The sequence below is a fragment of the Kytococcus schroeteri genome (assembly GCF_042433515.1).
In the GTDB taxonomy this organism is placed as follows: Bacteria; Actinomycetota; Actinomycetes; order Actinomycetales; family Dermatophilaceae; genus Kytococcus; species Kytococcus schroeteri.
Genome location: NZ_JBHLVH010000004.1, coordinates 76410 through 102080, shown reverse-complemented (window position 1 = coordinate 102080; position 25671 = coordinate 76410). Strand labels below are relative to the sequence as shown.

At 74.7% G+C, this 25671-nt stretch carries 25 protein-coding genes and 1 pseudogene; 24 read left to right on the top strand and 2 right to left on the bottom strand.

Annotated features, from left to right (window positions below; all coding sequences use genetic code 11):
- Positions 1–26: 26 nt before the first annotated feature.
- The 7 genes from ACFFHC_RS02230 to ftsY all read left to right on the top strand — a co-directional run bounded on the left by ACFFHC_RS02230 (position 27) and on the right by ftsY (position 8586).
- Positions 27–782, top strand: coding sequence for a PIG-L deacetylase family protein (locus ACFFHC_RS02230; RefSeq protein ID WP_379802686.1), 756 nt, complete (start codon positions 27–29; stop codon positions 780–782).
- A complete protein-coding gene (locus ACFFHC_RS02225; protein WP_379802684.1) occupies positions 779–1402 on the top strand; it encodes a class I SAM-dependent methyltransferase in 624 nt (207 codons plus the stop codon). Before ACFFHC_RS02230 ends, ACFFHC_RS02225 begins: the two co-directional genes overlap by 4 nt.
- Positions 1399–2427: a hypothetical protein gene (locus ACFFHC_RS02220; RefSeq protein WP_101849420.1), complete on the top strand. Its 1029-nt coding sequence runs from the start codon at positions 1399–1401 to the stop codon at positions 2425–2427. The genes ACFFHC_RS02225 and ACFFHC_RS02220 overlap by 4 nt, the downstream gene beginning before the upstream one ends.
- On the top strand, positions 2424–3188 hold the full coding sequence (locus tag ACFFHC_RS02215) for a glycosyltransferase family 2 protein (protein WP_070705657.1): 765 nt from the start codon (positions 2424–2426) through the stop codon (positions 3186–3188). The genes ACFFHC_RS02220 and ACFFHC_RS02215 overlap by 4 nt, the downstream gene beginning before the upstream one ends.
- Positions 3185–3505 carry an acylphosphatase gene (locus ACFFHC_RS02210; protein WP_070705656.1) on the top strand — a complete coding sequence of 107 codons (321 nt, stop codon included), beginning with the start codon at positions 3185–3187 and terminating at the stop codon, positions 3503–3505. Before ACFFHC_RS02215 ends, ACFFHC_RS02210 begins: the two co-directional genes overlap by 4 nt.
- A gap of 93 nt (positions 3506–3598) precedes the next feature.
- Positions 3599–7210 (top strand): chromosome segregation protein SMC, encoded by a 3612-nt coding sequence (gene smc, locus ACFFHC_RS02205; RefSeq protein WP_379802679.1) that lies wholly within the window; start codon positions 3599–3601, stop codon positions 7208–7210.
- A gap of 23 nt (positions 7211–7233) precedes the next feature.
- Positions 7234–8586, top strand: coding sequence for a signal recognition particle-docking protein FtsY (ftsY, locus tag ACFFHC_RS02200; RefSeq protein ID WP_101849421.1), 1353 nt, complete (start codon positions 7234–7236; stop codon positions 8584–8586).
- 844 nt (positions 8587–9430) lie between these two features.
- Here ftsY and deoD read toward each other — a convergent pair.
- Positions 9431–10156, bottom strand: a complete 726-nt coding sequence (gene deoD / locus ACFFHC_RS02195; protein ID WP_379802676.1) for a purine-nucleoside phosphorylase — start codon at positions 10154–10156, stop codon at positions 9431–9433.
- A 33-nt stretch (positions 10157–10189) separates the two neighbouring features.
- On the opposite strand from deoD, the gene ffh reads away from it, so the two are divergent.
- The 17 genes and pseudogenes from ffh to ACFFHC_RS02110 all read left to right on the top strand — a co-directional run bounded on the left by ffh (position 10190) and on the right by ACFFHC_RS02110 (position 24929).
- Positions 10190–11983, top strand: a complete 1794-nt coding sequence (gene ffh, locus ACFFHC_RS02190) for a signal recognition particle protein (protein WP_379802673.1) — start codon at positions 10190–10192, stop codon at positions 11981–11983.
- A 78-nt stretch (positions 11984–12061) separates the two neighbouring features.
- Entirely contained in the window at positions 12062–13162 is a 1101-nt protein-coding gene (locus tag ACFFHC_RS02185) for an amidohydrolase family protein (protein WP_379802671.1), read from the top strand.
- 7 nt (positions 13163–13169) lie between these two features.
- A complete protein-coding gene (locus ACFFHC_RS02180; RefSeq protein ID WP_101849425.1) occupies positions 13170–13862 on the top strand; it encodes a GNAT family N-acetyltransferase in 693 nt (230 codons plus the stop codon).
- Positions 13863–14027: 165 nt separating this feature from the next.
- Positions 14028–14501 (top strand): 30S ribosomal protein S16, encoded by a 474-nt coding sequence (gene rpsP / locus ACFFHC_RS02175; RefSeq protein WP_379802668.1) that lies wholly within the window; start codon positions 14028–14030, stop codon positions 14499–14501.
- Between the two features lie 2 nt (positions 14502–14503).
- Complete coding sequence (locus ACFFHC_RS02170; protein ID WP_070704700.1) at positions 14504–14746, top strand: RNA-binding protein; 243 nt, start codon at positions 14504–14506, stop codon at positions 14744–14746.
- A 155-nt stretch (positions 14747–14901) separates the two neighbouring features.
- A complete protein-coding gene (gene rimM, locus ACFFHC_RS02165; RefSeq protein ID WP_379802665.1) occupies positions 14902–15450 on the top strand; it encodes a ribosome maturation factor RimM in 549 nt (182 codons plus the stop codon).
- 71 nt (positions 15451–15521) lie between these two features.
- Positions 15522–16205 (top strand): annotated as a pseudogene (gene trmD / locus ACFFHC_RS02160) (tRNA (guanosine(37)-N1)-methyltransferase TrmD); the annotation flags it as partial.
- Between the two features lie 54 nt (positions 16206–16259).
- Positions 16260–17765 carry an alanine/glycine:cation symporter family protein gene (locus ACFFHC_RS02155; protein ID WP_379802662.1) on the top strand — a complete coding sequence of 502 codons (1506 nt, stop codon included), beginning with the start codon at positions 16260–16262 and terminating at the stop codon, positions 17763–17765.
- Between the two features lie 147 nt (positions 17766–17912).
- Positions 17913–18269 (top strand): 50S ribosomal protein L19, encoded by a 357-nt coding sequence (gene rplS, locus ACFFHC_RS02150; protein ID WP_070704691.1) that lies wholly within the window; start codon positions 17913–17915, stop codon positions 18267–18269.
- Between the two features lie 29 nt (positions 18270–18298).
- The gene (gene lepB, locus ACFFHC_RS02145; protein ID WP_379802659.1) at positions 18299–18913 is read left to right on the top strand and encodes a signal peptidase I; all 615 of its coding nucleotides are present in this window, start codon (positions 18299–18301) and stop codon (positions 18911–18913) included.
- Positions 18910–19677 (top strand): signal peptidase I, encoded by a 768-nt coding sequence (gene lepB / locus ACFFHC_RS02140; RefSeq protein WP_238138152.1) that lies wholly within the window; start codon positions 18910–18912, stop codon positions 19675–19677. Before lepB (ACFFHC_RS02145) ends, lepB (ACFFHC_RS02140) begins: the two co-directional genes overlap by 4 nt.
- Positions 19674–20432: a ribonuclease HII gene (rnhB, locus tag ACFFHC_RS02135; RefSeq protein ID WP_238138153.1), complete on the top strand. Its 759-nt coding sequence runs from the start codon at positions 19674–19676 to the stop codon at positions 20430–20432. The genes lepB (ACFFHC_RS02140) and rnhB overlap by 4 nt, the downstream gene beginning before the upstream one ends.
- Positions 20433–20738 carry a DUF2469 domain-containing protein gene (locus tag ACFFHC_RS02130; protein ID WP_070705651.1) on the top strand — a complete coding sequence of 102 codons (306 nt, stop codon included), beginning with the start codon at positions 20433–20435 and terminating at the stop codon, positions 20736–20738. It abuts the gene before it with no gap.
- Positions 20739–20844: 106 nt separating this feature from the next.
- Entirely contained in the window at positions 20845–21210 is a 366-nt protein-coding gene (locus tag ACFFHC_RS02125) for a YraN family protein (RefSeq protein ID WP_070705652.1), read from the top strand.
- Positions 21207–22733 carry a YifB family Mg chelatase-like AAA ATPase gene (locus tag ACFFHC_RS02120; protein WP_070705653.1) on the top strand — a complete coding sequence of 509 codons (1527 nt, stop codon included), beginning with the start codon at positions 21207–21209 and terminating at the stop codon, positions 22731–22733. Before ACFFHC_RS02125 ends, ACFFHC_RS02120 begins: the two co-directional genes overlap by 4 nt.
- A complete protein-coding gene (gene dprA / locus ACFFHC_RS02115; RefSeq protein WP_101849431.1) occupies positions 22730–23842 on the top strand; it encodes a DNA-processing protein DprA in 1113 nt (370 codons plus the stop codon). The genes ACFFHC_RS02120 and dprA overlap by 4 nt, the downstream gene beginning before the upstream one ends.
- 106 nt (positions 23843–23948) lie before the next feature.
- Entirely contained in the window at positions 23949–24929 is a 981-nt protein-coding gene (locus tag ACFFHC_RS02110; protein WP_379802651.1) for a tyrosine recombinase XerC, read from the top strand.
- A gap of 36 nt (positions 24930–24965) precedes the next feature.
- Here the strand turns inward: ACFFHC_RS02110 and ACFFHC_RS02105 are convergent.
- Positions 24966–25671, bottom strand: a 706-nt coding sequence (locus tag ACFFHC_RS02105) for a M23 family metallopeptidase (RefSeq protein WP_379802649.1), incomplete at its 5' end; no start/stop codon positions are given.

Genomic DNA, 25671 nt, shown 5'->3' with positions numbered 1-25671 from the left:
CCGGCCGGGGCTGTGACAGTGGGGGCGTGCTGATCCCCGACCCCACCCCACCCCGTCGTCCCGGGTGCCTCGCGCCGGAGTCGCTGCCCGCGCCCGCCGAGGGATCCGTCCTGCCCCTGCCCGCGGTGGCCGGCCCGGTGGCGGTCCTCTCGGCGCACCCGGACGACGAGGTCATCGGTGCCGGGCGGCTCGTGGCCCACCTGGCGGGCACCGTCGGGGCCACCGCGCACTGCGCCACCGCGGGGGAGGGGTGCTACCTGGGCCGTCCGGTGCCCGGGGTGGACGACGTGGGGGCCGTGCGCCGGGCCGAGTGGCTCGCCGCCGTGGCCGCACTCGGCGCCCGCCCGGGTCGATGGGGTGGGCTCCCCGACGGGGCGCTCGACGCACGCCCTGACGAGCTGGCGGCGTGGGTCGCCGCGGTGCTCGAGGAGTCGGCTCCGTCCGCCGTGCTCGTGCCCTGGCGCCTGGACCCGCATCCCGACCACGCCGCCCTGGGCGAGGTCGTGGCGCGGGAGGCGGGCCGTCGCGGCATCGAGGTGCTCGAGTTCCCTGTCTGGGCCACGGTCTGGTGCCGCCCGGAGCAGCTCGCCGCCACCGGGTGGCGGCTCGCGGTCGTCGGGACCCCCGCGCACACCGAGGCCGCCCGCGGGGCGGCGCTGACCTGCTACCCCTCGCAGACCACCGAGCAGGTGCCCGGGTGGGGCGCGGTCGTGCCGCCGGGGGCGCTGGCCCACCACGGCGTGCAGCGCCTGGCCGTGGGCGCCCCGGGGGAGGTCGCGTGAGCCGGGGACCGGACGTGGACGCCTGGTACGCCGGGCAGGACGACCCCTTCGGGGTGGGCACCCACTGGTACGAGCGCCGCAAGCGCACCGTCGTCCTGGCCGCCCTCACCCGGGAGCGCTACGCCCGGGCCTGGGACGCCGCGAGCGGCACCGGCCACCTGGCCGCCGACCTGCTGGACCGCTGTGACGAGGTGGTGGCCAGCGACGCCGCCGCCCGCGCCGTGGAGCTCAGCGCCGCCCGGCTGGCCGCCGCGGGGCACCGCGCACGGGCCACCCGGTGCGTGCTGCCCGACCGCCCCGTGGCCGCCGTGGGCTGCGACCTGGTGGTGCTCTCCGAGGTGCTCTACTACCTCGACGACGCCACCCGCGGGGCGCTGCCCGCCGTGCTGGAGGCCGCGGTCCACGGCGTACCGCGGGCCGAGGTGCTGGCCGTCACCTGGCGCCACCACCCCGGCGACGCGCACCTGTCGGGCACTGCGGCCCAGGCCGAGCTGGACACCGGCCTGCGGACCGCCGGGTGGAGGCACCGCGTGGGGCACCGCGAGGAGGACTTCGTGCTCGACTCCTGGACGCGCACCGCCTCGAGCCCGACCGCCCACGACGCCCCGGAGGAGACATGACCCCCGTGACCCACCTCATCGACCTGCCGACCCCGCTGGAGGTCGGTGACCTGCCGCGCTGGTCGACCGACCCGGCCACCCTCCGCGATGCCGTGCACCGCCTCACGGCCGACGTGGACTGGGCGGGGCTCACCTGGCCGCAGCTGCTCGACGCGCTCGCGCGGCGGGGCGCCACCGACATCGGGTGGTCGCGTCTGGCCGAGGGGCACGCCGACGCCGTGCGTGTGCTGGCCCAGGCCGGCCGCACGCCCGAGCCCGGCGCGCTGTACGGCGTGTGGGCCTCCCGCTCCCGGGGCAGCGGACCGGTCGCCCGCCCGGTGCCAGGTGGCTGGGAGGTGTCCGGTGAGCTGCGCTTCGCCTCCGGGGTCGGCGTGCTGGACCGGGCGTTGGTCACGGCGGTGGACGCCGAGGGCACCCACCGCCTGCTCGACCTGCCCGTGGCGGGCTGGGAGGGCGACCCCGCCTCGTGGCCCGTGACCGCCATGGCCACCTCGCGCTCCTGGACGGTGCCGGTCCGCACCACCTGTGCCGCCTCCGCCGAGGTGGGGGCACCCGGCTGGTACCTGGCGCGTCCGGCCTTCCTGCCCGGTGGGGTGGGCGTGGCCGCGGTGTGGTGGGGAGCGACGGTGCGGGTGGCGCGCGAGGCCGGGCGGTTCGGGGCCGGGGCCCCGCCGAGCCCCGAGCGTGCCCGGCGCCACGGTCTGGTGCGCACCGAGCTGGTGGCCGCGGGGGCCGTGCTGCAGGAGGCGGGTCGCCGGCTCGAGGAGTTGATGCCGCCGGGGTCGATGGGGGAGTGGGACGCCCTCGGTGCCGGCACCCGCGAGGCGCTGGCAGGCCTCTCGCAGGAGGTCCGCGCCGTGGTGGCCTCGGCCGGCACGCGGGTGCTGGGCCACGTGCGCGTGCTCGGCGGGGCGGTGGGTCTGGCACAGGACGAGGACCTGGCGCGCAGCGTGGCCGACCTGGAGGTCTACCTCGCCCAGCACCCCGCCGACCGGGCCGCCGTCGGGCTGGGGCAGCCTGCGTGACCCGCGTCGTCATCGGGGTGCCGGCGCGCGACGAGGCCGAGCTGCTCCCCGCCGCGCTGGGTGCCCTCGTCGCGGCTGCGGGGGAGGCGGTCAGGGTGGATGCGGGCAGGGCGGACCAGGTGCACCTCGTGGTCGCTGCCCACCGGTGCCGGGACGCCACGGCCGCCCTCGCACACGGGGTGTTGGCCGGCCCCCTGCCGGAGCACGTGACCGGCGAGGTGCTGCTCGACGGCGTCTCGGAGACGGTGGGGCAGGTGCGTGACCGCGCGCTGCGGCACGGCCTGGACCCAGGCGACCCCGCGCACACCTGGCTGTTCACCACCGACGCCGACTCCCGCGTCCCGGTCGACTGGCTCACCCGGGCCCTCGCCGCAGCACGCGCCGAGGACGCCGTCGCCGTGGCAGGGCTGGTGGACCTGGTCGGCTGGCAGGCACCCCCGGAGGCCCGCCGTGCCTACGACGCCGAGGTGGCCACCGGCCTGCACGCGCGAGGCCACTGGCACGCCTATGGGGCCAACCTGGCCGTTCGTGCGGACGCCTACCTCGCGATCGGCGGTTTCCCGCACCGCGCCCGGGGCGAGGACGTCGCCCTCGTGCAGGCCCTGCGAGCCGCCGGGCTGCCGGTGGCCACGCCCCGGGACCTCGTGGTGCACACCTCGGGACGCACCGACGGCCGGGCCGCCGACGGGCTCAGCGCCCTGCTGGCCCGGTTGGGAGGCACACTGGGGGCCCGCACCACCGACCCGCAGGAGCACCCATGACCCCACCCGAGGAGACGCCCACCCCCTCTGCCGGCCACCGCCGCGCCACCCTCTTCGTGAAGGGCCACGTGCAGGGCGTCGGCTTCCGCTGGTGGACCCGCAGCCGCGCCCTCGAGCTGGGGCTGGTGGGGCACGCCCGCAACATGTCCGACGGACGGGTGGAGGTGGTGGCCCAGGGGCGCGGCGCGGACATCGCCGCCCTGGAGGCCCTGCTGCGCGAGGACCCCTCGTCGCACGGCCGCCCCGGCCGCGTGGACGCCGTGGTGCGCCAGGAGGGTGACGCGCGGGAGGGCGTGACGGGCTTCGTCGAGAAGTGACGCGCGCCCGCGGCCCCAGGACGCGGGGCGCCCTTCCGTAGGATGACGCGACGGCCGCCGCCGTGACCGCCCGCTGACAGGAAGCCCCCACCCGTGTACGTGACGTCCCTGACCCTCAAGGGGTTCAAGTCGTTCGCCTCGTCCACCCGCATGGAGCTCGAGCCGGGCATCACCGCCATCGTGGGGCCCAACGGGTCGGGCAAGTCCAACGTCGTGGACGCCCTGGCCTGGGTGATGGGCGAGCAGGGCGCCAAGTCGCTGCGCGGCGGCAAGATGGAGGACGTCATCTTCGCCGGCACCTCCGGCCGCGCGCCGCTGGGCCGCGCCGAGGTGGCCATGACCATCGACAACAGCGACGGTGCGCTGCCCATCGACTACTCCGAGGTGACGATCAGCCGCACCATGTTCCGCTCCGGCGGGTCGGAGTACGCCATCAACGGCGCGCCCTGCCGCCTGCTCGACGTGCAGGAGTTGCTCAGTGACTCCGGCATCGGCCGCGAGATGCACGTCATCGTGGGGCAGGGCCAGCTCGATGCGGTGCTGCGCGCCACCCCGGAGGACCGGCGCGGCTTCGTGGAGGAGGCGGCCGGCGTGCTCAAGCACCGCCGCCGCAAGGAGAAGGCGCTGCGCAAGCTGGACGCGATGGAGGGCGACCTCGCCCGCGTCCGCGACCTCACCGCCGAGATCCGCCGCCAGCTGGGCCCGTTGGGGCGTCAGGCCGCCACCGCCCGCCGGGCCGCGGTCATCCACATCACCGTCCGCGACGCCCGTGCGCGCCTGCTGGCCGACGACCTCGTGCAGCAGCAGGCCGCGCTGGAGACCGACCTCGCCGACGAGAAGGCCGCCCTGGACCGCCGGCAGGAGGCCGAGGCCGCTCTGGCTGCCGCCTCGCAGGGGCTGGAGGAGCTGGAGCGCGCCGTGGCCACCGCCGACGAGCGGCACGACGCCTTCCGCAGCGCCTGGTTCGAGCTGGGCACCCTCGTGGAGCGCACCCGGGCCGCCGGCCGCCTGGCCACCGAGCGGGCCGGGCTGGCCGAGCGCGACGCGACCGAGTCGGAGCAGCGCAGCCGCAGCGGACGCGACCCCGCGCAGCTGGAGCGACAGGCCGCCGAGCTGCGCCAGCAGGAGGCCGACGAGCGCGAGCGCATCGAGTCCACCGAGGCCGCCCTCACCGAGGCCACCGCGGCCAAGAAGGAGGCCGAGGCCGCCCACGGTGCCGAGGTGCAGCGTCTGGAGCGTCTGGCCAAGGCCGCCGCCGACCGTCGCGAGGGGCTGGCCACGCTCGGCGGGCAGGTCGAGGTGCGGCGTTCGCGGGTGGCCTCCGCGCAGGCCGAGATCGAGCGGCTGGAGGCCGACATCGCCGCCGGGCGCGAGGCCGCGCAGGCCGCGTCTGCGCGGCTGGCCGAGCTCGAGGGCGGCATGGAGGAGGCCGAGTCCGGGGAGGCCGGCCTCGATGCCGCGTACGAGGCCGCCCAGGAGCAGGTGGACACCGCCCGGGCCGCGCTGGAGGACGCGCGCAACCGCCTCAACGCCGCCCAGCAGGGGGTGCAGCGGCTCACCGCCCGCGTGGAGGGCCTGGCGGTGGCCCTGCAGCGCCGGGACGGCTCGGCCACCCTCGTGGCCGACGACGGCCCCGCCGGCGTGCTGGGAGAGTTCACCGACCACCTCTCCGTGGCGCCAGGCCACGAGGCCGCGCTGGCCGTCGCCCTGGGCCCGGTGGCGGGCTCGCTCGTCGTGGACGGGCGCGCGGCCGCCACCACCGCGCTGGCCCACCTGGCCCAGCACGATGCCGGGCAGGCCACCCTGCTGCTCGGGGACCGCGCGGATGCGGCCACCACCGCCCTGGCCGAGCGCGCTCCCGCGACCGCCCTGCCCGGCGAGGCCGTGTGGGCGCTCGCGGTGGTGGAGGTCTCCACCTCCCTGGCCGACGCGGTGGCCGAGGCGCTGTCCGGCACCGCCCTGGCCGCCGACGAGGCCGCCGCCCAGCAGGTGCTGCAGACCGAGCCGGCCGTGCAGGCCGTGGCCACCGCCACCGGCGAGCTGTGGACCCGCCACCGCGTCACCGGCGGCTCCTCGGCCGGACCGTCGGCCGTGGAGGTGGCCGCCGACCACGAGCGCGCCCTGGCCGAGCTGGAGACCGCCCGCGAGGAGGTGGCCGCCGCCGAGCAGGCCCGCGACGCCGCCCAGGAGCGCCTCGCGCAGGCCCAGCCGGCCGCCGACGAGGCCCTGGCCGCCCTCCACGAGTCCGACGCCCGCATGGCCGCCGTGGCCGAGGAGCTCGCCCAGGCCGCGCAGGCCGAGCGGCAGGCCGCCTCCACCATCGAGAAGGCGACCCAGCGCCTGGAGGCCCGGCGGGCCGAGGCCGCGGCCGACGAGCAGGACCTGGCCGCCCTCGAGGAGCGCCTGGAGGCCGCCCGCACCGAGGCCGCCGAGGCGCCCGACGCCGCGGACGACACTGCCGAGCGGGAGCGACTGGCCACGGCCGCCGCCCAGGCCCGCACCGCCGAGACCGAGGCCCGCCTGGCCGCCCGCACCGCCGCCGAGCGCCTCAAGGCCATCGCCGGCCGCGGCGACGCGCTGGCCGCCCAGGCCCGCAACGAGGTGCTCGCCCGCCAGGACGCCGCTCGCCGGGCCGCCCAGCGCCGCCGCGCCGCGGAGCACGCCCGCGGCATCGCCGAGCGGGCCACCGCCCTGGTGCAGCGCCTGGAGGCCACCCGTGAGGAGGCCGAGGCCGGCCGGCAGGGCGCCGAGGCCGCACGCGCCGAGCAGCGTTCCGAGCTCGCCGCGCGCCGCACCCGCATCGCCGAGCTCACCGACCGCGTCCGCGAGCTCACCGACGCCGTGCACCGCGACGAGGTGGCCCGTGCCGAGATGCGCCTGCGTGTGGAGTCCCTGGTGCAGCGCGCCGCCGACGAGCTGGGCATGGAGCCGGGGCCGCTGGTGTCCGAGTACGGCCCCGAGGTGCCCGTGCCGGTGCTCGACGACGACGGCGAGCAGTCCGTGGACGAGGACGGCGACCCCGCCACCGTGCCCTTCGTGCGCGACGAGCAGGCCAAGCGCCTGCGCCGCGCCGAGCGCGACCTCAAGGCCCTCGGCGCCGTGAACCCCTTGGCGCTGGAGGAGTACGCGGCCATGGAGGAGCGCCACCAGTTCCTCGCCGGCCAGCTCGACGACCTCGTGAGCTCCAAGGAGGCGCTGCTCGACCTCGTGGCCGAGGTGGACGAGCGTGTCCGCACCGCCTTCGAGGAGGCCTACGCGGACGTGGCCCGCGAGTTCGAGGGCGTGTTCTCCCGCCTGTTCCCCGGCGGCGAGGGGCGCCTGGAGCTCACCGACCCCGAGGACATGCTCACCACCGGCATCGAGGTGCACGCCCGGCCGCCGGGCAAGAAGGTCAAGCGGCTCTCGCTGCTCTCCGGCGGCGAGCGCTCACTGACGGCCGTGGCACTGCTGGTGAGCATCTTCAAGGCCCGCCCCTCGCCCTTCTACATCATGGACGAGGTGGAGGCCGCCCTGGACGACACCAACCTGGGCCGCCTCATCCAGCTCTTCGAGGAGCTGCGCGACTCCAGCCAGCTCATCGTCATCACCCACCAGAAGCGCACCATGGAGGTCGCCGACGCCCTCTACGGCGTCTCGATGAAGGGCGACGGCATCAGCCAGGTGGTGAGCCAACGGCTCAAGGACGTGGACCTGCCGCGCGCCTGAGCGGTGCGTGCCAGACTGCGGCCGTGCCTTTCTTCCTCGACGAACTCTACGAACAGCTCATCGCCGGCGGCCTGACCGTCGGCCTCCTGGGTGGCGGCACCTGGGCGTGGCTGCGCGCCAAGGCGGGCGGCGCCACGCAGGCCCCGCCGGAGCAGGAGCCGCGCACCACCACCCGCCCGCCGATCGAGCACACGCCGGCCAAGAAGTCGACCTACGGCGAGCGCGCCAAGGGTGCCGTCATCGACACCAACCGGCGCACCGACCCGGTGACCACGGCCGGCCCGGGCACCGACGCGCCGGCCGCGGGCGAGGGGGCCACCCACCTGCGGGAGCGCTCCACCATCCCGCCGGAGCGCGTGGGCGGCACGGATGCGGAGGTCCTCGAGCCGGAGGTCGACGGCACCACCGGCACCCCCGCGGACTACGCGCGCGAGCCGGGTGTGGAGGTGCCCGACGAGGCCCAGGGGCGCCTGCACCGCCTGCGCTCGCGCCTCTCGCGCTCCAACAACGCCGTGGGGCAGGCGCTGCTCAAGCTGCTCTCCTCCGGCGACCTCGACGAGGAGGCCTGGGAGGAGGTCGAGGACACCCTGCTCGCGGTGGACCTCGGCGTGGAGGCCACCACCGAGCTCGTGGACAACCTGCGCACCCGGGTGCGGGTGGAGAACACCACCGACCCCGACGTGGTGCGCGGCTGGCTGCGCGAGGAGTTGGTGCGCCTGGTGGACCCGACCATGGACCGCGGCATCGCCGCCACGCGTCAGGGCGACCGCCCGTCGGTGGTGCTCGTGGTGGGCGTGAACGGCACCGGCAAGACGACCACCGTGGGCAAGCTGGCCCGCGTGCTCGTGGCCGAGGAGAAGGACGTCGTGCTCGGCGCCGCGGACACCTTCCGCGCTGCGGCCGCCGACCAGCTGCAGACCTGGGGTGAACGCGTCGGGGTGCGCACCGTGCGCAGCGAGAAGGAGGGGGCCGACCCGGCATCGGTGGCCTTCGACGCCGTTGCCCAGGGCGTGGACTCCGAGGCGGACGTGGTGCTGCTGGACACCGCCGGGCGCCTGCACAACAAGGCCGGGCTCATGGACGAGCTGGCCAAGGTCAAGCGCGTGGTGGAGAAGCGCAGCCGCATCGACGAGGTGCTGCTGGTGCTGGACGCCACCACCGGCCAGAATGGCATGAAGCAGGCCGAGGTGTTCGCCCAGGCGGTGGACGTCACCGGCATCGTGCTCACCAAGATGGACGGCACCGCGCGCGGCGGCATCGTCGTGGCCGTGCAGCGGGCCCTCGGGGTGCCGGTCAAGCTCGTGGGCCTGGGCGAGGGGCCGGACGACCTCGCGCCCTTCGTGGCCGAGGACTTCGTGGACGCCCTGCTGGACTGAGTCGCGGGTAGATCGTGGTCAAGCTCAATCCCGCCATTCGGGCAATTGCGAGCCAGCAGTCGGACTCATGGCTGCAGGGGTTCTTCGATCCAGATGCGGAGGAGCGCGTTGAAGGTGTTCGGTTGCGGCGACTGAATGGAGTAACACTCCCTGCGCCGAACCGCATTGATGATCCTGGACAAGCAAGGCAGTACGCGCTTTTGTGTCGTCGGTGCGCTGACTCTGCCGCCAGTCAGTGGAGCACATACTGGAACATTATTTGGGGAGTTGTACTTGGTGTGGCGGCGGGATTATTTGTTCCGTGGTTAGACAGTCTGGCGTCGCCTAGGTCTCCGTTTGTGGGTCCGGTGAACGCGGTGATTGCGATTGCGATTGCGATTGCGATACTTCTCGGTTGCGCATTGGTTGCGGCGCATTTTCTTTCTAGGGGAGATCTCAGCGTGGCCTTTAATTTTCGAGCGGGCCTCTATGAGATGCGCGCCCATGAAATTGAAGCGGATGGGAAGTGGGAGGCCTCGGATAATTCGTCCGCCCTCGGCTCCCGGCAATGGCGCCGCCGATCTCGTGGACGCGCTGCTCGACAGAGCGGCCGTCGCGCGGTGGCCCTTGCCTCGCGCACCCCAAGATCAGCACCCGGGCGGTTCTAGCCTTGCCTTCGGTGCCGACCTCAGCACCCGTGCTGATCTCGACTGTTGAGATCAGCACGGGTGCGGTTCTCGCGGCAAGGTGCAGGGTGAGATCAGCACGGGTGCGGATCTCCGGAGGGCGGTCGTGGGCCCGGTGAGCCCGGTCCTGCCCGGCCGCACCGCTCAGCTCCCGGCGGCCGCTCAGTTCGCGGGGCCCCTCAACTGGTGGCGGCGGCCAGCGCCAGGGCGAGCGCCCCGCCGAAGCGGGTCTCGCGCTCCTGTGCGCTCATGTCCGCCGAGCCGTCCACGAGGTGGTCGCTCACCGTGAGCACGGCCAGGGCCTGCCGCCCGAACTCGTGCGCCACGCCGTACAGCGCGGCGGCCTCCATCTCCACGCCGAGCGTGCCGTGGGCGCGCAGGCCGTCCACCATCCCCGGCACCGCCCAGTAGAAGTGGTCGCGGCTCACGACGGGGCCGGCGTGCACGGTGCCCTCGGTCACCTTCTCCCGCGCGCCCCAGGCGGCCGCGGCCAGCTCCAGGTCGGCCACGGCGGAGAAGTTGATGCCCGGCACGCGCGCCTGGTTCATGGACGAGTCGGTGTGCGCACCGGTGCCGATGACCACGTCGCCCACGGCCACGCCCTGCGCGATCCCGCCGCAGGTGCCCACGCGGATGATGCGCTGCACCCCGTACTCGCGGAACAGCTCGGTGGCGTAGATGGTCGCGCTCGGCTGGCCCATGCCCGAGCCCATCACCGAGAGCGGGTGGGCCACGCCGTCCACCTCGACGGTGCCGGTGAAGCCGAGCATGCCGCGCACGTCGGTGACCAGGCGGGCGTCGGGCATGAGGGCGTGGGCGATGCGCTCGGCGCGGCGGGGGTCGCCGGGCATGAGCACGGCGGGGGCGAAGTCGTCGGGTCCGGCGGAGATGTGGGGAGTCGGCATGGGCGGATTCTTGCAGCACGTAGAATCCACCGGGTGTTCAACAGCCTCTCCGACCGCCTGACCCACACCTTCGGCAACCTGAAGCGCAAGGGCAAGCTCACCGAGTCCGACGTCAACGCGACGGTCCGCGACATCCGCCTCGCGCTCCTGGACGCCGACGTCGCCCTGCCGGTGGTGAAGCAGTTCACCAAGGTGATCCGGGAGCGGGCCACCGGTGCGGAGGTCTCCGAGGCGCTCAACCCGGCCCAGCAGGTCGTGAAGATCGTCAACGAGGAGCTCGTCGACATCCTCGGTGGCGAGACGCGCACCATCCGCTTCGCCAAGCGCCCGCCGACGGTGATCATGCTCGCCGGTCTGCAGGGTGCCGGTAAGACCACCCTGGCCGGCAAGCTCGGCAAGTGGCTCAAGGACCAGGGGCACACCCCGCTGCTCGTGGCCTGCGACCTGCAGCGCCCCAACGCGGTGAACCAGCTGGAGATCGTCGGTGAGCGCGCCGGTGTGCCGGTGTACGCCCCGGAGAAGGGCAACGTCTACGGCCACGACGCCGCGCTGGAGAGCGGTGAGGGCACGCGCTCCTTCGGTGACCCGGTGGAGGTGGCCCGCCGCGGTGTGGCCCAGGGTCAGGCCCGCCAGCACGACGTGGTCATCATCGACACCGCCGGCCGTCTGGCGGTGGACGAGGAGCTCATGCAGCAGGCCGCGGACATCCGCGCCGCGGTGAACCCCGAGGAGGTGCTGTTCGTCATCGACGCGATGATCGGACAGGCCGCCATCGACACCGCCATGGCCTTCGACAAGGGCGTCGACTTCACCGGTGTGGTGCTCTCCAAGCTCGATGGTGACGCGCGCGGTGGTGCCGCCCTCTCGGTGGCCTCGGTCACCGGCAAGCCGGTCATGTTCGCCTCCACCGGTGAGCAGACCAAGGACTTCGAGGTCTTCCACCCCGACCGCATGGCCTCCCGCATCCTCGACATGGGTGACGTGCTCACCCTCATCGAGCAGGCCGAGCGCGCCTTCGACCGCTCGCAGGCCGCGGAGATGTCGCGGAAGTTCATGTCCGACGAGGACTTCACCTTCGACGACTTCCTGCAGCAGATGGCCGCCATCAAGAAGATGGGCAATCTCAAGCAGTTGCTGGGCATGATGCCGGGCATGGGCCAGATGCGGGCCCAGATCGAGGCCCTCGACGAGCGCGAGTTCGACCGGGTGGAGGCCATGGTGCAGTCCATGACGCCCTTCGAGCGCTCGCACCCCAAGCAGATCAACGGCTCGCGCCGCGCCCGCATCGCCAAGGGTTCGGGCGTGACCGTCTCCGAGGTGAACCAGCTCATCGAGCGCTTCACCGCCGCCCAGAAGATGATGAAGCAGTTCAAGAAGGGCGGCGGGATGCCCGGCATGCCGGGGATGGGGGGCATGCCCGGCATGGGCTCGATGCCGGGTGGTGCCGGCGGCAAGGGCAAGAAGGGTGCGAAGGGCAAGAACCAGCGCTCCAAGGCCAAGTCCGGCAACCCCGCCAAGCGCGCCCAGCAGGAGGCCGCGGCCGCTCGCAAGGCCGAGGAGGCCCAGCAGCGCCGTCTCGACGAGATGTTCGGCGGCGGCGGGGCCGAGGAGGCCGCGCCGCAGAAGAAGTCGGCCTTCGGCGGGCTCGGCGCCGTGGCCGGTGGCCACGGCGGCGGTCTGGGGGCCCTGGCCGAGGGGAACGGGTCCGGCAAGGACTCCGGCAAGGAGGCGACGGGCACGGGTCAGGGCGACCAGGGCCTGGGTGACCTGCAGCTGCCCAAGGGCTTCGAGAAGTTCCTCGGCGGCGGGGGCCACGGCAAGGGCTGACCGCCCGCCCCACCGCGTCGGCCCCCCTACCTCGTGACGCCCCCGCACCGCGGGGGCGTCACGGCGTACGGTGAGCCCATGAGTGCCCCCGCGCAGCCCGTCCTCCACCTCACCGGCCAGGTCATCTGCGGCCCCGAGGAGGTGCACCCCGAGGCGTGGGTGGTCGACGGCCACCTCACCTTCGAGCGGCCCCCGGCCTCGCTGGAGGTCGAGCGCCTCGAGGGCTACGTGCTGCCTGGCCTCGTGGACGCCCACTGCCACGTGGGCCTGGAGGCCGAGGGGGGAGTGACGCCCGAGCGTGCCGAGGAGCACGCCGTCACCGACCGCGAGGCCGGGGCCCTGCTGCTGCGCGATGCCGGGTCGCCGGTGGACACCTCCTGGATCCACGACCGCGAGGACCTGCCCCGCCTGGTGCGTGCCGGCCGCCACATCGCCCGGCCCAAGCGCTACATCCGCAACTTCGCCCACGAGATCGAGCCCGACCAGCTCGTGGAGTACGTGCGGGCCGAGGCGCGGGCCGGTGACGGCTGGGTGAAGCTCGTGGGCGACTGGATCGACCGCGAGGTAGGCGACCTGCGCCCCCTGTGGCCGGTGGAGGTGCTCACCGAGGCGATCGCCGCCGCCCACGAGGAGGGCGCGCGAGTGACGGCGCACTGCTTCGCCGAGCAGTCGCTGCTGGACTTCGCCGCCGCGGGCACGGACTGCATCGAGCACGCCACCGGGCTCACCGAGGAGACGGTGCGGATCTTCGCCGAGCAGGACATCGCCATCGTGCCCACGCTGGTGAACATCGAGAACTTCCCCGCCTTCGCCGAGGCCGGGCAGGCCAAGTTCCCCGCGTACGCCGCGCACATGCGCGACCTCTACGCGCGCCGCTTCGAGACCGTCGGCCTGGCCCGGGAGGCCGGGGTGCGCATCTACGCCGGCACCGATGCCGGGGGCCAGCTGCCGCACGGCCTCATCGCCCGCGAGGTGGAGGCGATGCTGCAGGTGGGCATGACCCCCACCGAGGCCATCGGTGCCGCCACCTGGGAGGCCCGCGAGTGGCTGGGCCACCAGGGCCTCACCGAGGGAGCGAGCGCCGACGTGGTGGTGTACACCGACGACCCGCGGCGCGACGTGCGCGCCCTGTCCGCGCCGGCCCACGTGGTGCTGCGGGGCGTGCGCCACGGTGGCTGAGCCTCCCGTGCTGCCGTCGCACACGCCCACCCACCGCCTGGTGGCCACCGATGGCGAGCTCGTGGCCGCCACGCTCGTGCCGCAGGACGAGGCGGAGTACACGGTGGCCGGGGACGCCTCGGCCGCACGCGTCGGCCGGTTCAACCCGGTGGTGCCCGGCGACTTCCGGGCGCGCCTGGCGGCCCAGGGGGAGTCCCAGCGGATGGTGCTGGTGCGCCTGCGCGACCCGCAGCAGGCCGCCGAGGACCTGGCCGGGCAGGGGAGGTGGCCCGGGACCGACCGGCCGGGCTGCGCGCCGGACGGTCGACCGCTCCACGGCATCGTGGCCCGGGTCAACGTCATGAACACGGTGCGGGGCCGCTTCCAGAGCGCCGCCCTGGGCTACGACGCCCTCGACCCCTGGGCGGGGACGGGGCTGTTCACCCGGGCGCTGCGGCTGGTGGTGGACCTCGCGTTCACCCCGGTGGCCCCGGACCCGGGACCCGGTGGCGGCCCCACTGGCGGTTTCGGCCTGCACCGGGTGGAGGCCAACGTGCAGCCGGACAACGCGGCCAGCCTGCGGGTGCTGCAGAAGGTGGGCTTCCGGCGCGAGGGCCTGGTGGAACGGATGCTGTACGTCCCGGGCCCGGACGGGGCCGAGGCCTGGCGCGACCACGTGGCCCACGGCCTCACGGTGGAGGAGTGGGCGCCGCGCCGGTGAGGCCCGGGTTGGGCGGGCGCGGAGGCGTCTGGCATCATTGGCCGGTACTCGCTGTGTGCCGGACCCTCTCACCGGCACGGAGCAAGTCCCGGGCGTCGGGCGTCACCGTGACCCCACCGGATGGCCCCCGGACCCCACCCGATTCGAAACAGGAGTTCCACTCACGTGGCAGTCAAGATCCGACTGAAGCGCATGGGCAAGATCCGTGCACCGTTCTACCGCGTCGTCGTCATGGACTCGCGCCAGAAGCGCGATGGCCGCGCGATCGAGGAGATCGGTCTGTACCACCCGACCGAGGAGCCCTCGCGCATCGAGATCGACTCCGAGCGCGCGCAGTACTGGCTCGGCGTCGGCGCGCAGCCGACCGAGCAGGTCGAGGCGCTGCTGAAGGTCACCGGCGACTGGGCCAAGTTCAAGGGTGAGGGCGACGCCGCCACCCTGAAGACCCGCGAGGCCAAGCCCTCCAAGCAGGAGCTCTTCGAGCAGGCGCTCAAGGACGCGGAGAACGCCCCGGCGACCGCGCCCACCCCCAAGAAGAAGAAGGCCGAGGAGGCCGCTGAGGCCCCCGCCGCCGAGGAGCCGAAGGCCGAGGAGGCCGCCGAGGCCCCCGCCGAGGACGCCAAGGCCGACGAGGCCTGATCGTGCTCACCGAGGCGCTCGACCACTTGGTCCGCGGCATCGTCGACCACGACGAGGACGTCCACGTGACGACCGTCGAGGGACGACGCGGCGAGACCCTCCAGGTCCGGGTCCACCCCGACGACCTGGGGCGGGTGATCGGTCGCTCCGGCCGGACCGCGCGTGCCCTGCGCACCGTGGTCCAGGCACTGGCCGGCGAGCGGCGCCAGGTGCGGGTCGACATCGTCGACACCGACCGGCCCTGACCCGGCACCACACCGACGTGTGACGCGTGGCCCGGTACCTTCGCGGTACCGGGCCACGCGCGCGCCCGGACCCTGTGGCGTGAGCACCGCCGCGTGCCGGCCCCGGACCACCCGACCACGACCCAGCCCACCGCGCCGGACCCACCGAGGACGACATGGCACAGCACAGCAACCGCGAGCGCGGCACCATCCCCGAGGGCATGGTGCGTCTGGCCCGCATCGGCAAGCCCCACGCCCTGCGCGGTGAGGTGACCGTGCAGCTGCACACCGACGAGCCGGAGGTCCGGTTCGCCGTGGGGGAGCGCATCGCCACCGTGCCGGCCGAGGAGGGCCCCCTCACCGTGGCCTCGCGCCGGGTGCACCAGGGCGTCACCCTGCTCGGCTTCGAGGAGGTCACCGACCGCACCGGTGCCGAGGGGCTGCGCGGCGTGGTGCTCGTGGCCGCCGCGGAGGCCGACCCCGACGACGAGGGCTTCTACCCCGAGGACCTGCGCGGCCTGCGTGCCGTCGACGCCGAGGGCGCCCCGCTCGGCACGGTGAAGGACCTCCACCTGCGCCCGGCCCAGGACCTGCTGGAGCTCACCACCACCGCCGGGCACGAGGTGCTCGTGCCGTTCGTGGCCGAGCTGGTGCCCGAGGTCGACCTCGAGGAGGGCGTCGTGGTGGTCACCGCGCCCGCCGGTCTGCTGGAGCCGCTCGACTGATGCCGGCCACCCGCACCCCGCTCACCGCGGCCGCCCCGCAGGAGGTCGCGTCCGAGGCTTCGCGCGCCGCGCTGCGCATCGACGTCGTCTCGATCTTCCCCGAGTACCTCGCTCCGCTGGACCTCAGCCTCATCGGCAAGGCGCAGCGCGACGGCCTGCTCGAGGTGCACACCCACGACCTGCGCGCCTTCACCCACGACCGCCACCGCACTGTGGACGCCACTCCCTACGGCGGCGGCGCCGGCATGGTCATGAAGCCCGAGCCGTGGGGGGAGGCACTCGACCACGTGCTGGCCAGCGACCCCACGCGCACCCCGGTGCTCGTGGTGCCCGGCCCCGGCGGTGACCGCTTCACCCAGCCCGTGGCCCGCGAGCTCGCCGGCGCCGACTGGCTGGTGTTCGCCTGCGGTCGCTACGAGGGCATCGACGAGCGCGTGGTGCTGGAGTACTCCCGGCGCGTGGACCTGCGCGTCCTCTCCCTGGGCGACTACGTGCTCAACGGCGGCGAGGTGGCCGTGCTGGCCATGACCGAGGCCATCGCACGCCTCGTGCCGGGCGTCATCGGCAACGCCGAGTCGCTCGTGGAGGAGTCCCACGAGGACGGGCTGTTGGAGTACCCCGTGTTCACCAAGCCGGCCTCCTGGCGCGGCCACGACGTGCCGGACGTGCTGCTCTCGGGCAACCACGCCCGCATCGCCGCCTGGCGCCACGAGCAGAGGGTGACTCGCACCGCCGCGCGGCGACCTGACATGCTGGCCGGCGATCTGGACCACTAGGCCTCGATGACGCGGGGCCGGGAGGGAGCGCCCGTGGAGGCCCTGCAGGAACGGCTCGTCGCAGCCGGAGAGTGGATCTGGGGACCGATGGTCCCCGTGGTGCTGTTGGCGGGGGTGGTGTTCACTGTCATCACCCGTGGCGTGCAGCTCACGATGCTGCCGGAGATGTTCCGGACGCTGCTGGACCCACCGCTCAAGGACGAGCACGGCAACGACCGTAGCGTCTCCACCCTCGCGGCCTTCTCGATCTCTGCGGCCGGCCGCATCGGCACCGCCAACGTGGCCGGCGTGGCCACGGCCGTGGCCCTGGGTGGCGCCGGTGCCGTCTTCTGGATGTGGGTGACCGCCCTGCTGGGCGCCGCCACCGCCTTCGTGGAGTCCACCGTCGCCCAGCTGTACAAGGTGCGCGACGGCGACGCCTACCGCGGTGGCGGGGCGGTGACCTACGAGAAGGCGCTCGGCTCGCGGGCCGGCGGTGTCCTCTTCGCCGTGATGGTGCTCGTGTGCGCCGGCATCTCGTTCAACATGCTTCAGGCCAACACCGTCACGCAGGCCGTGGTGAACTCCGCCGGTGACAACGGCGGGACCACGCTCAAGTGGGTGAGCGCCGCCGTCGTGGCCGCCCTGACCGCCGCCGTCGTGCTCGGCGGCGTGCGCCGCATCGGCAAGGTGACCGAGTGGATGGTGCCGTTCATGGCCGCTGCCTACCTGGTGCTCGGCGGCGTCATCGTCGTCACGAACGTCCAGCACGTCCCGGAGGTGTTCGGCGAGATCTTCGGGCGGGCCTTCGGCGTGCGCGAGGCCGTGGCCGGCGCCTTCGGCACCATGGTGCTGCAGGGCGTGCGCCGCGCGATGTTCTCCAACGAGGCCGGTATGGGCCTGGGTGGCCACGCGGCCGCCTCGGCCTCGGTCTCCCACCCGGTCAAGCAGGGCTTCGCCCAGGTGCTGGGCGTGTACCTCGACACCCTGGTGGTCTGCTCCATCACGGCGTTCATCGTGCTCTCGGCCAACCCGCTGCTGGGTGGCCAGCCCGATGCCGAGGGCGTCACCATCGCCAACGACAGCGTGGTCGACGCCGTGGGCAGCTGGGGCGGCGTGGTGCTCGGCGCCATCCTCGTGGTGCTGGCCTACTCCTCGGTGCTCGCGGACTACTACTACGGCGAGTCCAACGTGCACTACCTGACCCGCAACAAGGCCGTGCACAAGGCCTTCGGCGTGGTCTTCGTCGTGCTCACCTTCCTGGGAGGCGTGCTCGAGCCGACCCTGCTGTGGACGCTGGCCGACGTGCTCTTCCCGCTGCTGGCGCTGCTCACCATCGGGTCGCTGCTCGTGCTCTCCCCGAAGGCCGGCTGGCTGCTGCAGGACTACCGCCGCCAGCGCCGCGAGGGGCGTCAGCCGGTCTTCACGGCCGACCGTGCCCCGCGCAGCTGGAAGGGCGTCACCGCCTGGGCGCCGGAGGACGCGATGGACCACGACCAGGCGCAGGCCTACCGGCGGGAGCACGGACTGGCCGGGACTGCCGCACCTGTGGCAGACTGAGCCGCTGCCGACCGGCCCGACAGGCCCCTGCCGCAGGGGGGAGAAGCTCCGGGCACCACGCTCGGCGAATCCACGTAGCGACCACGGGAGACCGTGGTGACCCAGTGGCCGTGACCTGCGCGCACGCCACGGAAAGCGACACGCATCATGCAGAAGCTCGACTTCGTCGACGCCGCCAGCCTCCGCGACGACATCCCGGAGTTCCGCGCCGGTGACACGATCAACGTGCACGTCAAGGTCATCGAGGGCAACCGCACCCGTACCCAGGTCTTCAAGGGCATCGTGATCCGTCGTCACGGCCGCGGCGTGGGCGAGACCTACACCGTGCGCAAGGTGTCCTTCGGCATCGGTGTGGAGCGCACCTTCCCGGTGCACTCCCCGGTGGTGGAGAAGGTGGAGGTGCTGACCCGCGGTGACGTGCGTCGCGCCAAGCTGTACTACCTGCGCGACCTGCGCGGCAAGGCTGCCCGCATCCGCGAGAAGCGCGAGGACGTCAAGGCCTGATCCGGCGGGCACCCGTCCCTCCGGTCGCCGTGAGCGCCCTGCCCGAGCCGTCCTCGTCCCTGCGACGAGGGCGGCTCCGGCGTGTCCGGGGCCCCGAGGGGAACCGGCCCGGGGGCTCGCCGTGGCGACGGGCCGGGTGGGCCCTGCTGGCCCTGGCCCTCGTCGCCGCCCTCGTGCTGGCCACCTCGGTGCGCACCTACCGGGTGAACGGGCCCTCGATGGAGCCGGGCCTCGCGGCGGGCGACCTCGTGGTCGGCACCATCGTGGGCGGGCTCGGGGGGGCGGCGTCGGACGCGGTCGCGGTGGGCGACGTGGTCGTCGTCGACGCCACGGCCGCCTGGGGCGACCGTGCGCCCGGGGTGGAGCGGCTGCACGTGGTCAAGCGCGTGGTCGGCGCCCCCGGCGACCGCGTCTCGTGCTGCACCGACGGCGCGATGGTGCGCAACGGCACCCCGGTGCCCGCCCACGGCCCGGGCGGGGAGGGGCTCGACCAGCGCTTCGACGTGGTGCTCGGTGAGGACGAGTGGTGGGTGGTGGGGGACAATGCGGTGCACTCCGCGGACTCACGCACCCACCTGGCCGCGCCGGGGGGCGGTGTGGTGCGGTCTGACGAACTGGTGGCCCGCGTACGGTGGGCCCCGTGAACACCGAGGAGCAGTCGATGCCGCCCGAGCAGCACGAGCCGAACCACGCCGCCGACGACCAGCCGGCCACCGGGTCCACCTCCCTCGAGGCCGACCCGGCGACCCCGGGGGAAGCGGTCAAGGAGCGCGGGGGCTTCCTCAGCGCGCTGCGGGAGACCGTGGTGGTGGCCGCGCTGGCCCTGTTCTTCGCCTTCCTCATCAAGACCTTCCTCGTGCAGGCCTTCTTCATCCCCTCGGGCTCCATGGAGAACACGCTCCAGGAGGGCGACCGCCTGCTGGTGAACAAGCTGAGCCCCACCCCCTTCGCAGTGGAGCGCGGCGAGGTCGTCGTCTTCCAGGACCCGGGCCAGTGGCTCGGCAGCACGCCCAAGGACAAGTCGCTGCTGCACAAGGCCGGCCAGTTCGTCGGGGTGCTGCCCGGCGACGGCGACGAGTACCTCATCAAGCGCGTCATCGGGCTGCCGGGCGACCGGGTGCAGTGCTGCGACGCCGAGGGCCGCGTGCAAGTCAACGGCAAGAGCATCGACGAGCCGTACGTGTTCCCCGGCAACCCGCCGAGCCTGGTGGAGTTCGACGAGAAGGTCCCCGAGGACCACCTGTGGGTCATGGGTGACCACCGCTCCAACTCCGGCGACTCGCGTTACCACGGCACCGTGCCGATGGACCGCGTGACCGGTGGCGCCTTCGTCGTCATCTGGCCGTTCGACCACGTGGGCACCCTGCCGGGCAAGGACGTCTTCGCCGACGTGCCCGACCCGAAGTGACCCCGGGCGCCCCAGGGCGTCCCCGCACCGGCGTCACCACGCCCAGCCTGCGCGTCGAGCGCGAGCTGCTGCGCGGTGGCGCCGTGCGCGTGGCCGGCATGGACGAGGTGGGGCGGGGGGCACTGGCCGGGCCGGTGAGCGTGGGCGTGGTCGTCGTGGACGCCGCCGTGGGCACCGCGCCGGTGGGGGTGCGCGATTCCAAGGACCTCAGCGCCGCCCGCCGGGAGGCACTCGTGCCGCAGCTGCTCCGATGGGGTGTGGCGCGGGGCGTGGGGCACGCCTCGGCGGCCGAGGTGGACGCCCGGGGGATCATGGGCGCGCTGCGCACCGCCGGGCGGCGGGCCCTCGAGGCCTGTGGTGTGGAGGTGGACGTGGTGCTGCTCGACGGCAAGCACGACTGGCTCACCGACCCACTCTCCGACGGGCTCCTGGCCGGCCTGGGCGTCGGCGGCGCGATGTCGGCCACGCCCCCGGTGGTGACCCGGACCAAGGCCGACCGCACCTGCTCCTCGGTGGCCGCCGCCAGCGTGCTGGCCAAGGTGGAGCGCGACGGCCTCATGGCCGGCCTGGCCCGGCAGCCGGGCATGTGGCCCTACGGGTGGGCCCGCAACAAGGGCTACGCCGCGGCCGACCACCGCGAGGCGCTGGAGCGGCGCGGACCGAGCACCCACCACCGCCGTTCCTGGCGGCTCGGGGTGCAGGATGGGACGAGCACCACGGAGGACCTTCCGTGGGCCGACGACCGGGAGGTGTGAGTGAGCGAGGAGGATCTCGACCGCTTCGAGGCCGATGCCGAGCTGGCCCTGTACAAGGAGTACCGGGACGTCGTGGGGCTCTTCTCCTACGTGGTGGAGACCGACCGCCGGTTCTACCTGGCCAACGAGGTGGACGTGCAGGTGGCCGGTGAGCCGGGCGACACCTGGTTCGACGTGCACCTCACCGACGCCTGGGTCTGGGACGTCTACCGTCCGGCGCGCTTCGTCTCCCGGGTGCGGGTCATGACCTACAAGGACGTCAACGTGGAGGAGCTCGCGCCGCAGGAGCTGACGCTGCCCGAGTGAGGGCCGCCCACAGGCGCCTCGATGCTGGGGACCGGCCCGGGGGCGCAGCCACAGGCCCGGCGCCCTCGCCCACCGCGCGCCGGTGCACGGGGCCACGCTGCGGGGCATGACTGCACGACGCACAGCCCTGGGGCGGCAGGGGGAGGACATCGCCGCCCGCTGGTGGGAGGAGCGCGGCGCGGAGTTGCTCGACCGCAACTGGCGCCACGGGGCCCACGGCGAGATCGACCTCGTGGTGGCCGAGGGGCCCCGCCTCGTGGTCTGCGAGGTGAAGACCCGCTCCACGGCGGCCTTCGGCGAGCCGGTGGAGATGGTCTCCCTGGCGCAACGGCGCCGCCTGCGGCGCCTCACCGCGGCCTGGCTGCAGGCGCACCCGGGCCGGTGGGACGAGGTCCGCATCGACGTGCTGGGGGTGCTCGCGCCGCCCGGGGGCCCGGTGACCGTCCACCACGTGCCGGGGGCCGTGTCATGACCCTCGGGCGCACCTGGGCGGTGGGCCTGGTGGGGGTGACCGGCCGGATGGTCCAGGTGGAGGCCGACATGGGCGCGGGGCTGCCCACCTTCACCATCGGGGGCCTGCCGGACGCCGCGTGCGCGCAGGCGCCGGACCGCATCCGGGCCGCGACGGCCAACGCCGGCATCCAACTGCCCAGCCGCAAGGTGGTGGTCAACCTGTCCCCGGCCGACCTGCGCAAGCGGGGCACGGGCTACGACCTGGGCATCGCCCTGGCGATCCTCGCGGCGGCGGGTGTCGTGCCGGCCGGGGCGGTGGAGCAGGTCGCACACGTCGGGGAGCTCGGGCTCGACGGGGAGGTCCGCCCCGTCCCGGGCGTGCTCCCGGCGGTGCTCGCCGCCCGGGCGGCCGGGGTCGAGCGGGTCGTGGTGCCCGCGGCGTCGTGGACCACCACCTGCACCGTGCCCGGCGTCGAGGTGCTGCCCGTGACCCACCTGGCGGCACTGGTGGAGGACTACGTCACCCACGGCCGCCCGATGGGGTGCACCACCGCGCTGCCGGAACCCCCGGCCGCCGAGGAGGTCGCCTGCCTCTCCGAAGTCGTGGGCCAGGAGGCCGCCCGACGGGCCCTGGAGGTGGCCGCCGCCGGCGGGCACCACCTGCTCCTGCACGGGGCGCCCGGCACGGGAAAGACCATGCTGGCGCGGCGGCTGCCCGGCATCCTGCCGCCGCTGGAGAAGGACGAGGCACTGGAGGTCGCGGCCATCGCGTCGGTCACCGAGGCCACCCCTGTGGGCCTGACCCGGGTGAGGCCCTTCGTGGCCCCGCACCACGCGTCCACCGCGAGCGCGGTGCTCGGGGGTGGGTCGGGGCGGGCCCGCCCCGGGGCGGTCTCCCGGGCCACCCACGGGGTGCTCTTCCTCGACGAGGCCCCCGAGCTGCGGCGCGACGTGCTGGAGGGGCTGCGCCAGCCGCTCGAGGAGGGGCGCGTGGTGGTGCTGCGTTCGGAGGGGGCGGTGGAGCTGCCGGCGCGCTTCCAGCTCGTGCTGGCGGCCAACCCGTGTCCCTGCGGCCTCGCGGGCCGGCGGGCCACCGCGGGCGCGGTCTGCGAGTGCACGCCCACCACGCGCCGGCAGTACGCCAAGCGCCTGTCCGGCCCCGTCCGCGACCGCATCGACCTGCAGGTCGAGATGGACCCCACCACCGTCTGGCCGATGACGCGCGAGCTCCCGGAGTCCTCGGCGGTGGTGGCCGAGCGCGTGGCGCGGGCTCGGCAGCGGCAGCGGGAACGCTGGGCGGGGCACCCGTGGTCGCTCAACGTGCACGCCCCGGGCAGCGTCCTGCGCCGCGGCCCCCACGCCGTTCCGCCCGCCGCCCTGGACCGCCTCCGGACGGCCCACGCCGCCGGCGTGCTCAGCACGCGGGCCGTGGACCGGGTGCTGCGGGTCGCCCGCACCCTGGCCGACCTGTCCGACGGGGGTGCGGTGACCTCCGAGCACGTGGCGCAGGCCGTGGTGCTGCGCGGGGTGGAGGCGGCATGAGCGCACCGTCCGCCCCGACCCCGCGCTGGTCGCCCGAGCGCGCGGCACGTGCCGCGTGGAGCCGCCTGTCCGAACCCGGCGACAAGGAGGCCACCGCCCTGCTGGAGCGGCTCGGTCCCGAACGCGCCTTGGAGCACCTCGTGGCCGACCCCTCGGTGGCGAAGGGTCGCTTCGCGCCCCGGCTCGCACAGTGGGACCCGGCCGAGGAGGAGGCCCGCGCCGCGCGCCTGGGCGTCCGGGTGCTCGTGCCGGGTGACGAGGAGTGGCCCGACGGCGCCGACCGCCTCGAGCACCCACCGGTGTGCCTGTGGGTGCGGGGCCGGTCCCACCTGGCCGAGGCGCTGGAGTGCTCGGTGGCCGTGGTCGGTGCTCGCGCCGCCACCCACTACGGCCAGTCGGTGGCCGGCACCTGGAGCCAGGAGTTCGCGGCCTCGGGGGTGACGGTCGTCTCCGGGGGAGCCTTCGGCGTCGACGCCGCAGCCCACCGGGGCGCCCTCTCGGCGCCCGGCACGACGGTGGCCTTCCTCGCCGGGGGAGTGGACCGCCCCTACCCGGCGGCACACGCGGACCTGCTCCAGGCGGTCGCCGGGCAGGGGGCGCTGGTCAGCGAGGCCGCCCCGGGCTGTGCACCCCACCGGGGGCGCTTCCTCACCCGCAACCGCCTCATCGCGGCCTTCTCCGGCGGCACGCTGGTGGTGGAGGCCGGTGCGCGGTCGGGTTCGCTGTCCACCGCGCGCTGGGCGGACTCCTGCTCCCGCCCGGTGGCCGCGGTGCCCGGCCCGGTCACCTCGGAGTTCTCGGTGGGGACCCACCAGGTGGTCCGCGATGGCCTGGCGACCCTGGTCACCACGCCGCAGGAGGCCCTGGAGGCCCTGTCACCCCTGGGTGCCGCCCTCGCGCCGGTACCGGTGGGGCCGGCGGCGGACCGGGACGCGGTGGAGCCCGAGCACCGGTGGTGCTGGGACGTCGTCAGCCCGCGGGGCTCCACCACCGATGCGGTGGCCCGCGCGGGGGGCCGGTCCCTCGCCGAGGCCGAGTTGGCCCTGGGGCTGCTGGCGCTCGCCGGTCAGGTGCAGCGCACGGACCGGGGGTGGGTCCGCACCCGCTGACGCACGGAGCCCGGTACTGTGCACTCGTCCGCCGGCCCGGCCCCGCCCGGGCCGGGCCGGCCCACCACGCACCCAGGTTCCGGGACGCCGTGGTGGACTGTCCCGCATGCGGACGGACCTGGCGCGGGCGGTGGAGGAGTTCGGCGACCACCTCGAGCACGAGCGTGGCCGCTCGGCCCACACCGTCCGGGCCTACCTGACCGACCTGCGGGGACTGGCCGAGCACCTCCAGGAGCAGGGCGTGGACCGGTGGGACCGGGTGACCCTGGCCCACCTGCGGTCCCACGCCGCGGCGCGCTCTGCCCGGGGCCTCGCGCGCACCACCCTCGCCCGGGGTGCTGCGGCGCAGCGGGCCTTCTTCGGCTGGATGGTGGCGCGCGGCACCTTGGACACCGACCCCTCGGCCCGCCTGGTCTCGCCGCGGGGGGAGCGGCGGCTCCCCGGCGTGCTCCGGGCGGACCAGGCCGAGGCGGTGGTCTCGGGTGCAGTGGCTGCCGGGCCGGTCGACAGGCCCGGCGGGGCCGGGCCGGACGGCGCGGCCCCGCGGCAGGACGGGGCACCGGACGACCCGGTGACCACGGCGCTGGCGCTGCGCGACCGCGCCCTGCTCGAGCTGCTCTACGCCACCGGCATCCGGGTGGGGGAGCTCGTGGGCCTCGACCGCGGGGCCGTCGACCACGCCGAGCGCACCGTGCGCGTGCTGGGCAAGGGGGACAAGGAACGGGTCGTGCCCTTCGGCCGCCCGGCCGCCGAGGCGCTCGCGGCCTGGGCCGACCGGGGACGGCCCGTCCTGGTGGGTGACCGCAGCGCGGGCGCGCTCTTCCTGGGGGCGCGGGGCGGTCGCATCGACCCCCGCGAGGTGCGACGCGTGGTGCACCGGGCCGTCGAGGGCGTGGACGGCGCCCCCCGGATGGGCCCGCACGGCCTGCGCCACTCGGCGGCCACGCACATGGTGGACGCGGGGGCCGACCTGCGGTCGGTGCAGGAGCTCCTGGGGCACGCCAGCCTGGCCACCACGCAGGTGTACACCCACGTCTCGGTGGAACGCCTCCGCGAGGCCTTCGGGCGCGCCCACCCCCGGGCCTGAACCGGCCCCCTGCCCATTCCGTGGGCCGGGGCCGGATCAGCGCCGGCGCCGACGCTGGTCCAGGGGCTTGAGCTCCGGCGCGAAGTCCGGCAGGAGCGTCGGGTCGATGTAGGTCCGCAGCCCGGTCCTGGCGCCCCAGTGCAGGCAGGCCGGCAGGCAGTGCCCACCCGGGGACAGCAACCCGATGGGCGTGCCGGCGACCACGGGTGTGCCCATCGGGACGCGGGCGGTGAGGGGCTGGTAGGTGGTGCGCAGCCGCAGGGTGTGCTGGATGGAGAGCGTCCCCACCGAGGCCACCGGACCGCTGAAGGCGACGAACCCGGGCCCGGCGGCGTAGACGGGCGTCCCCGGGACGGCCCGCAGGTCGACCCCGCGGTGGCCCCGTCCGTAGCGGTGCTTCGGCGGCTTGAACGGGCGCACGACCTTCACCGGTGCGATGGGCCACTTGTAGTCCATGGGGTCCAGGCCCGAGGCCGTCGCCAGCGGTGCGGTGTCCCCGGTGGCCGGCACCCCGCCGGGTACCTGACCCCACGCTGCGGCCAGGGCCCACGCCTGGGGCGCCGCGCGGGAGACCAGGTCGAGATGCACATCCTTCTCCCAGGGCAGCCACAGCGGAGGAGGCAGCGTGACGTCGGTGGTGTTGGGCATCGACTCCACCTCCTCCGGTCCGGGCGGCGCCGCGTCCGGATGGGCCTCGGCCGCCGCGGTCGGCGCATCGAGGCCGGCGAGGAGCACCGCCCAG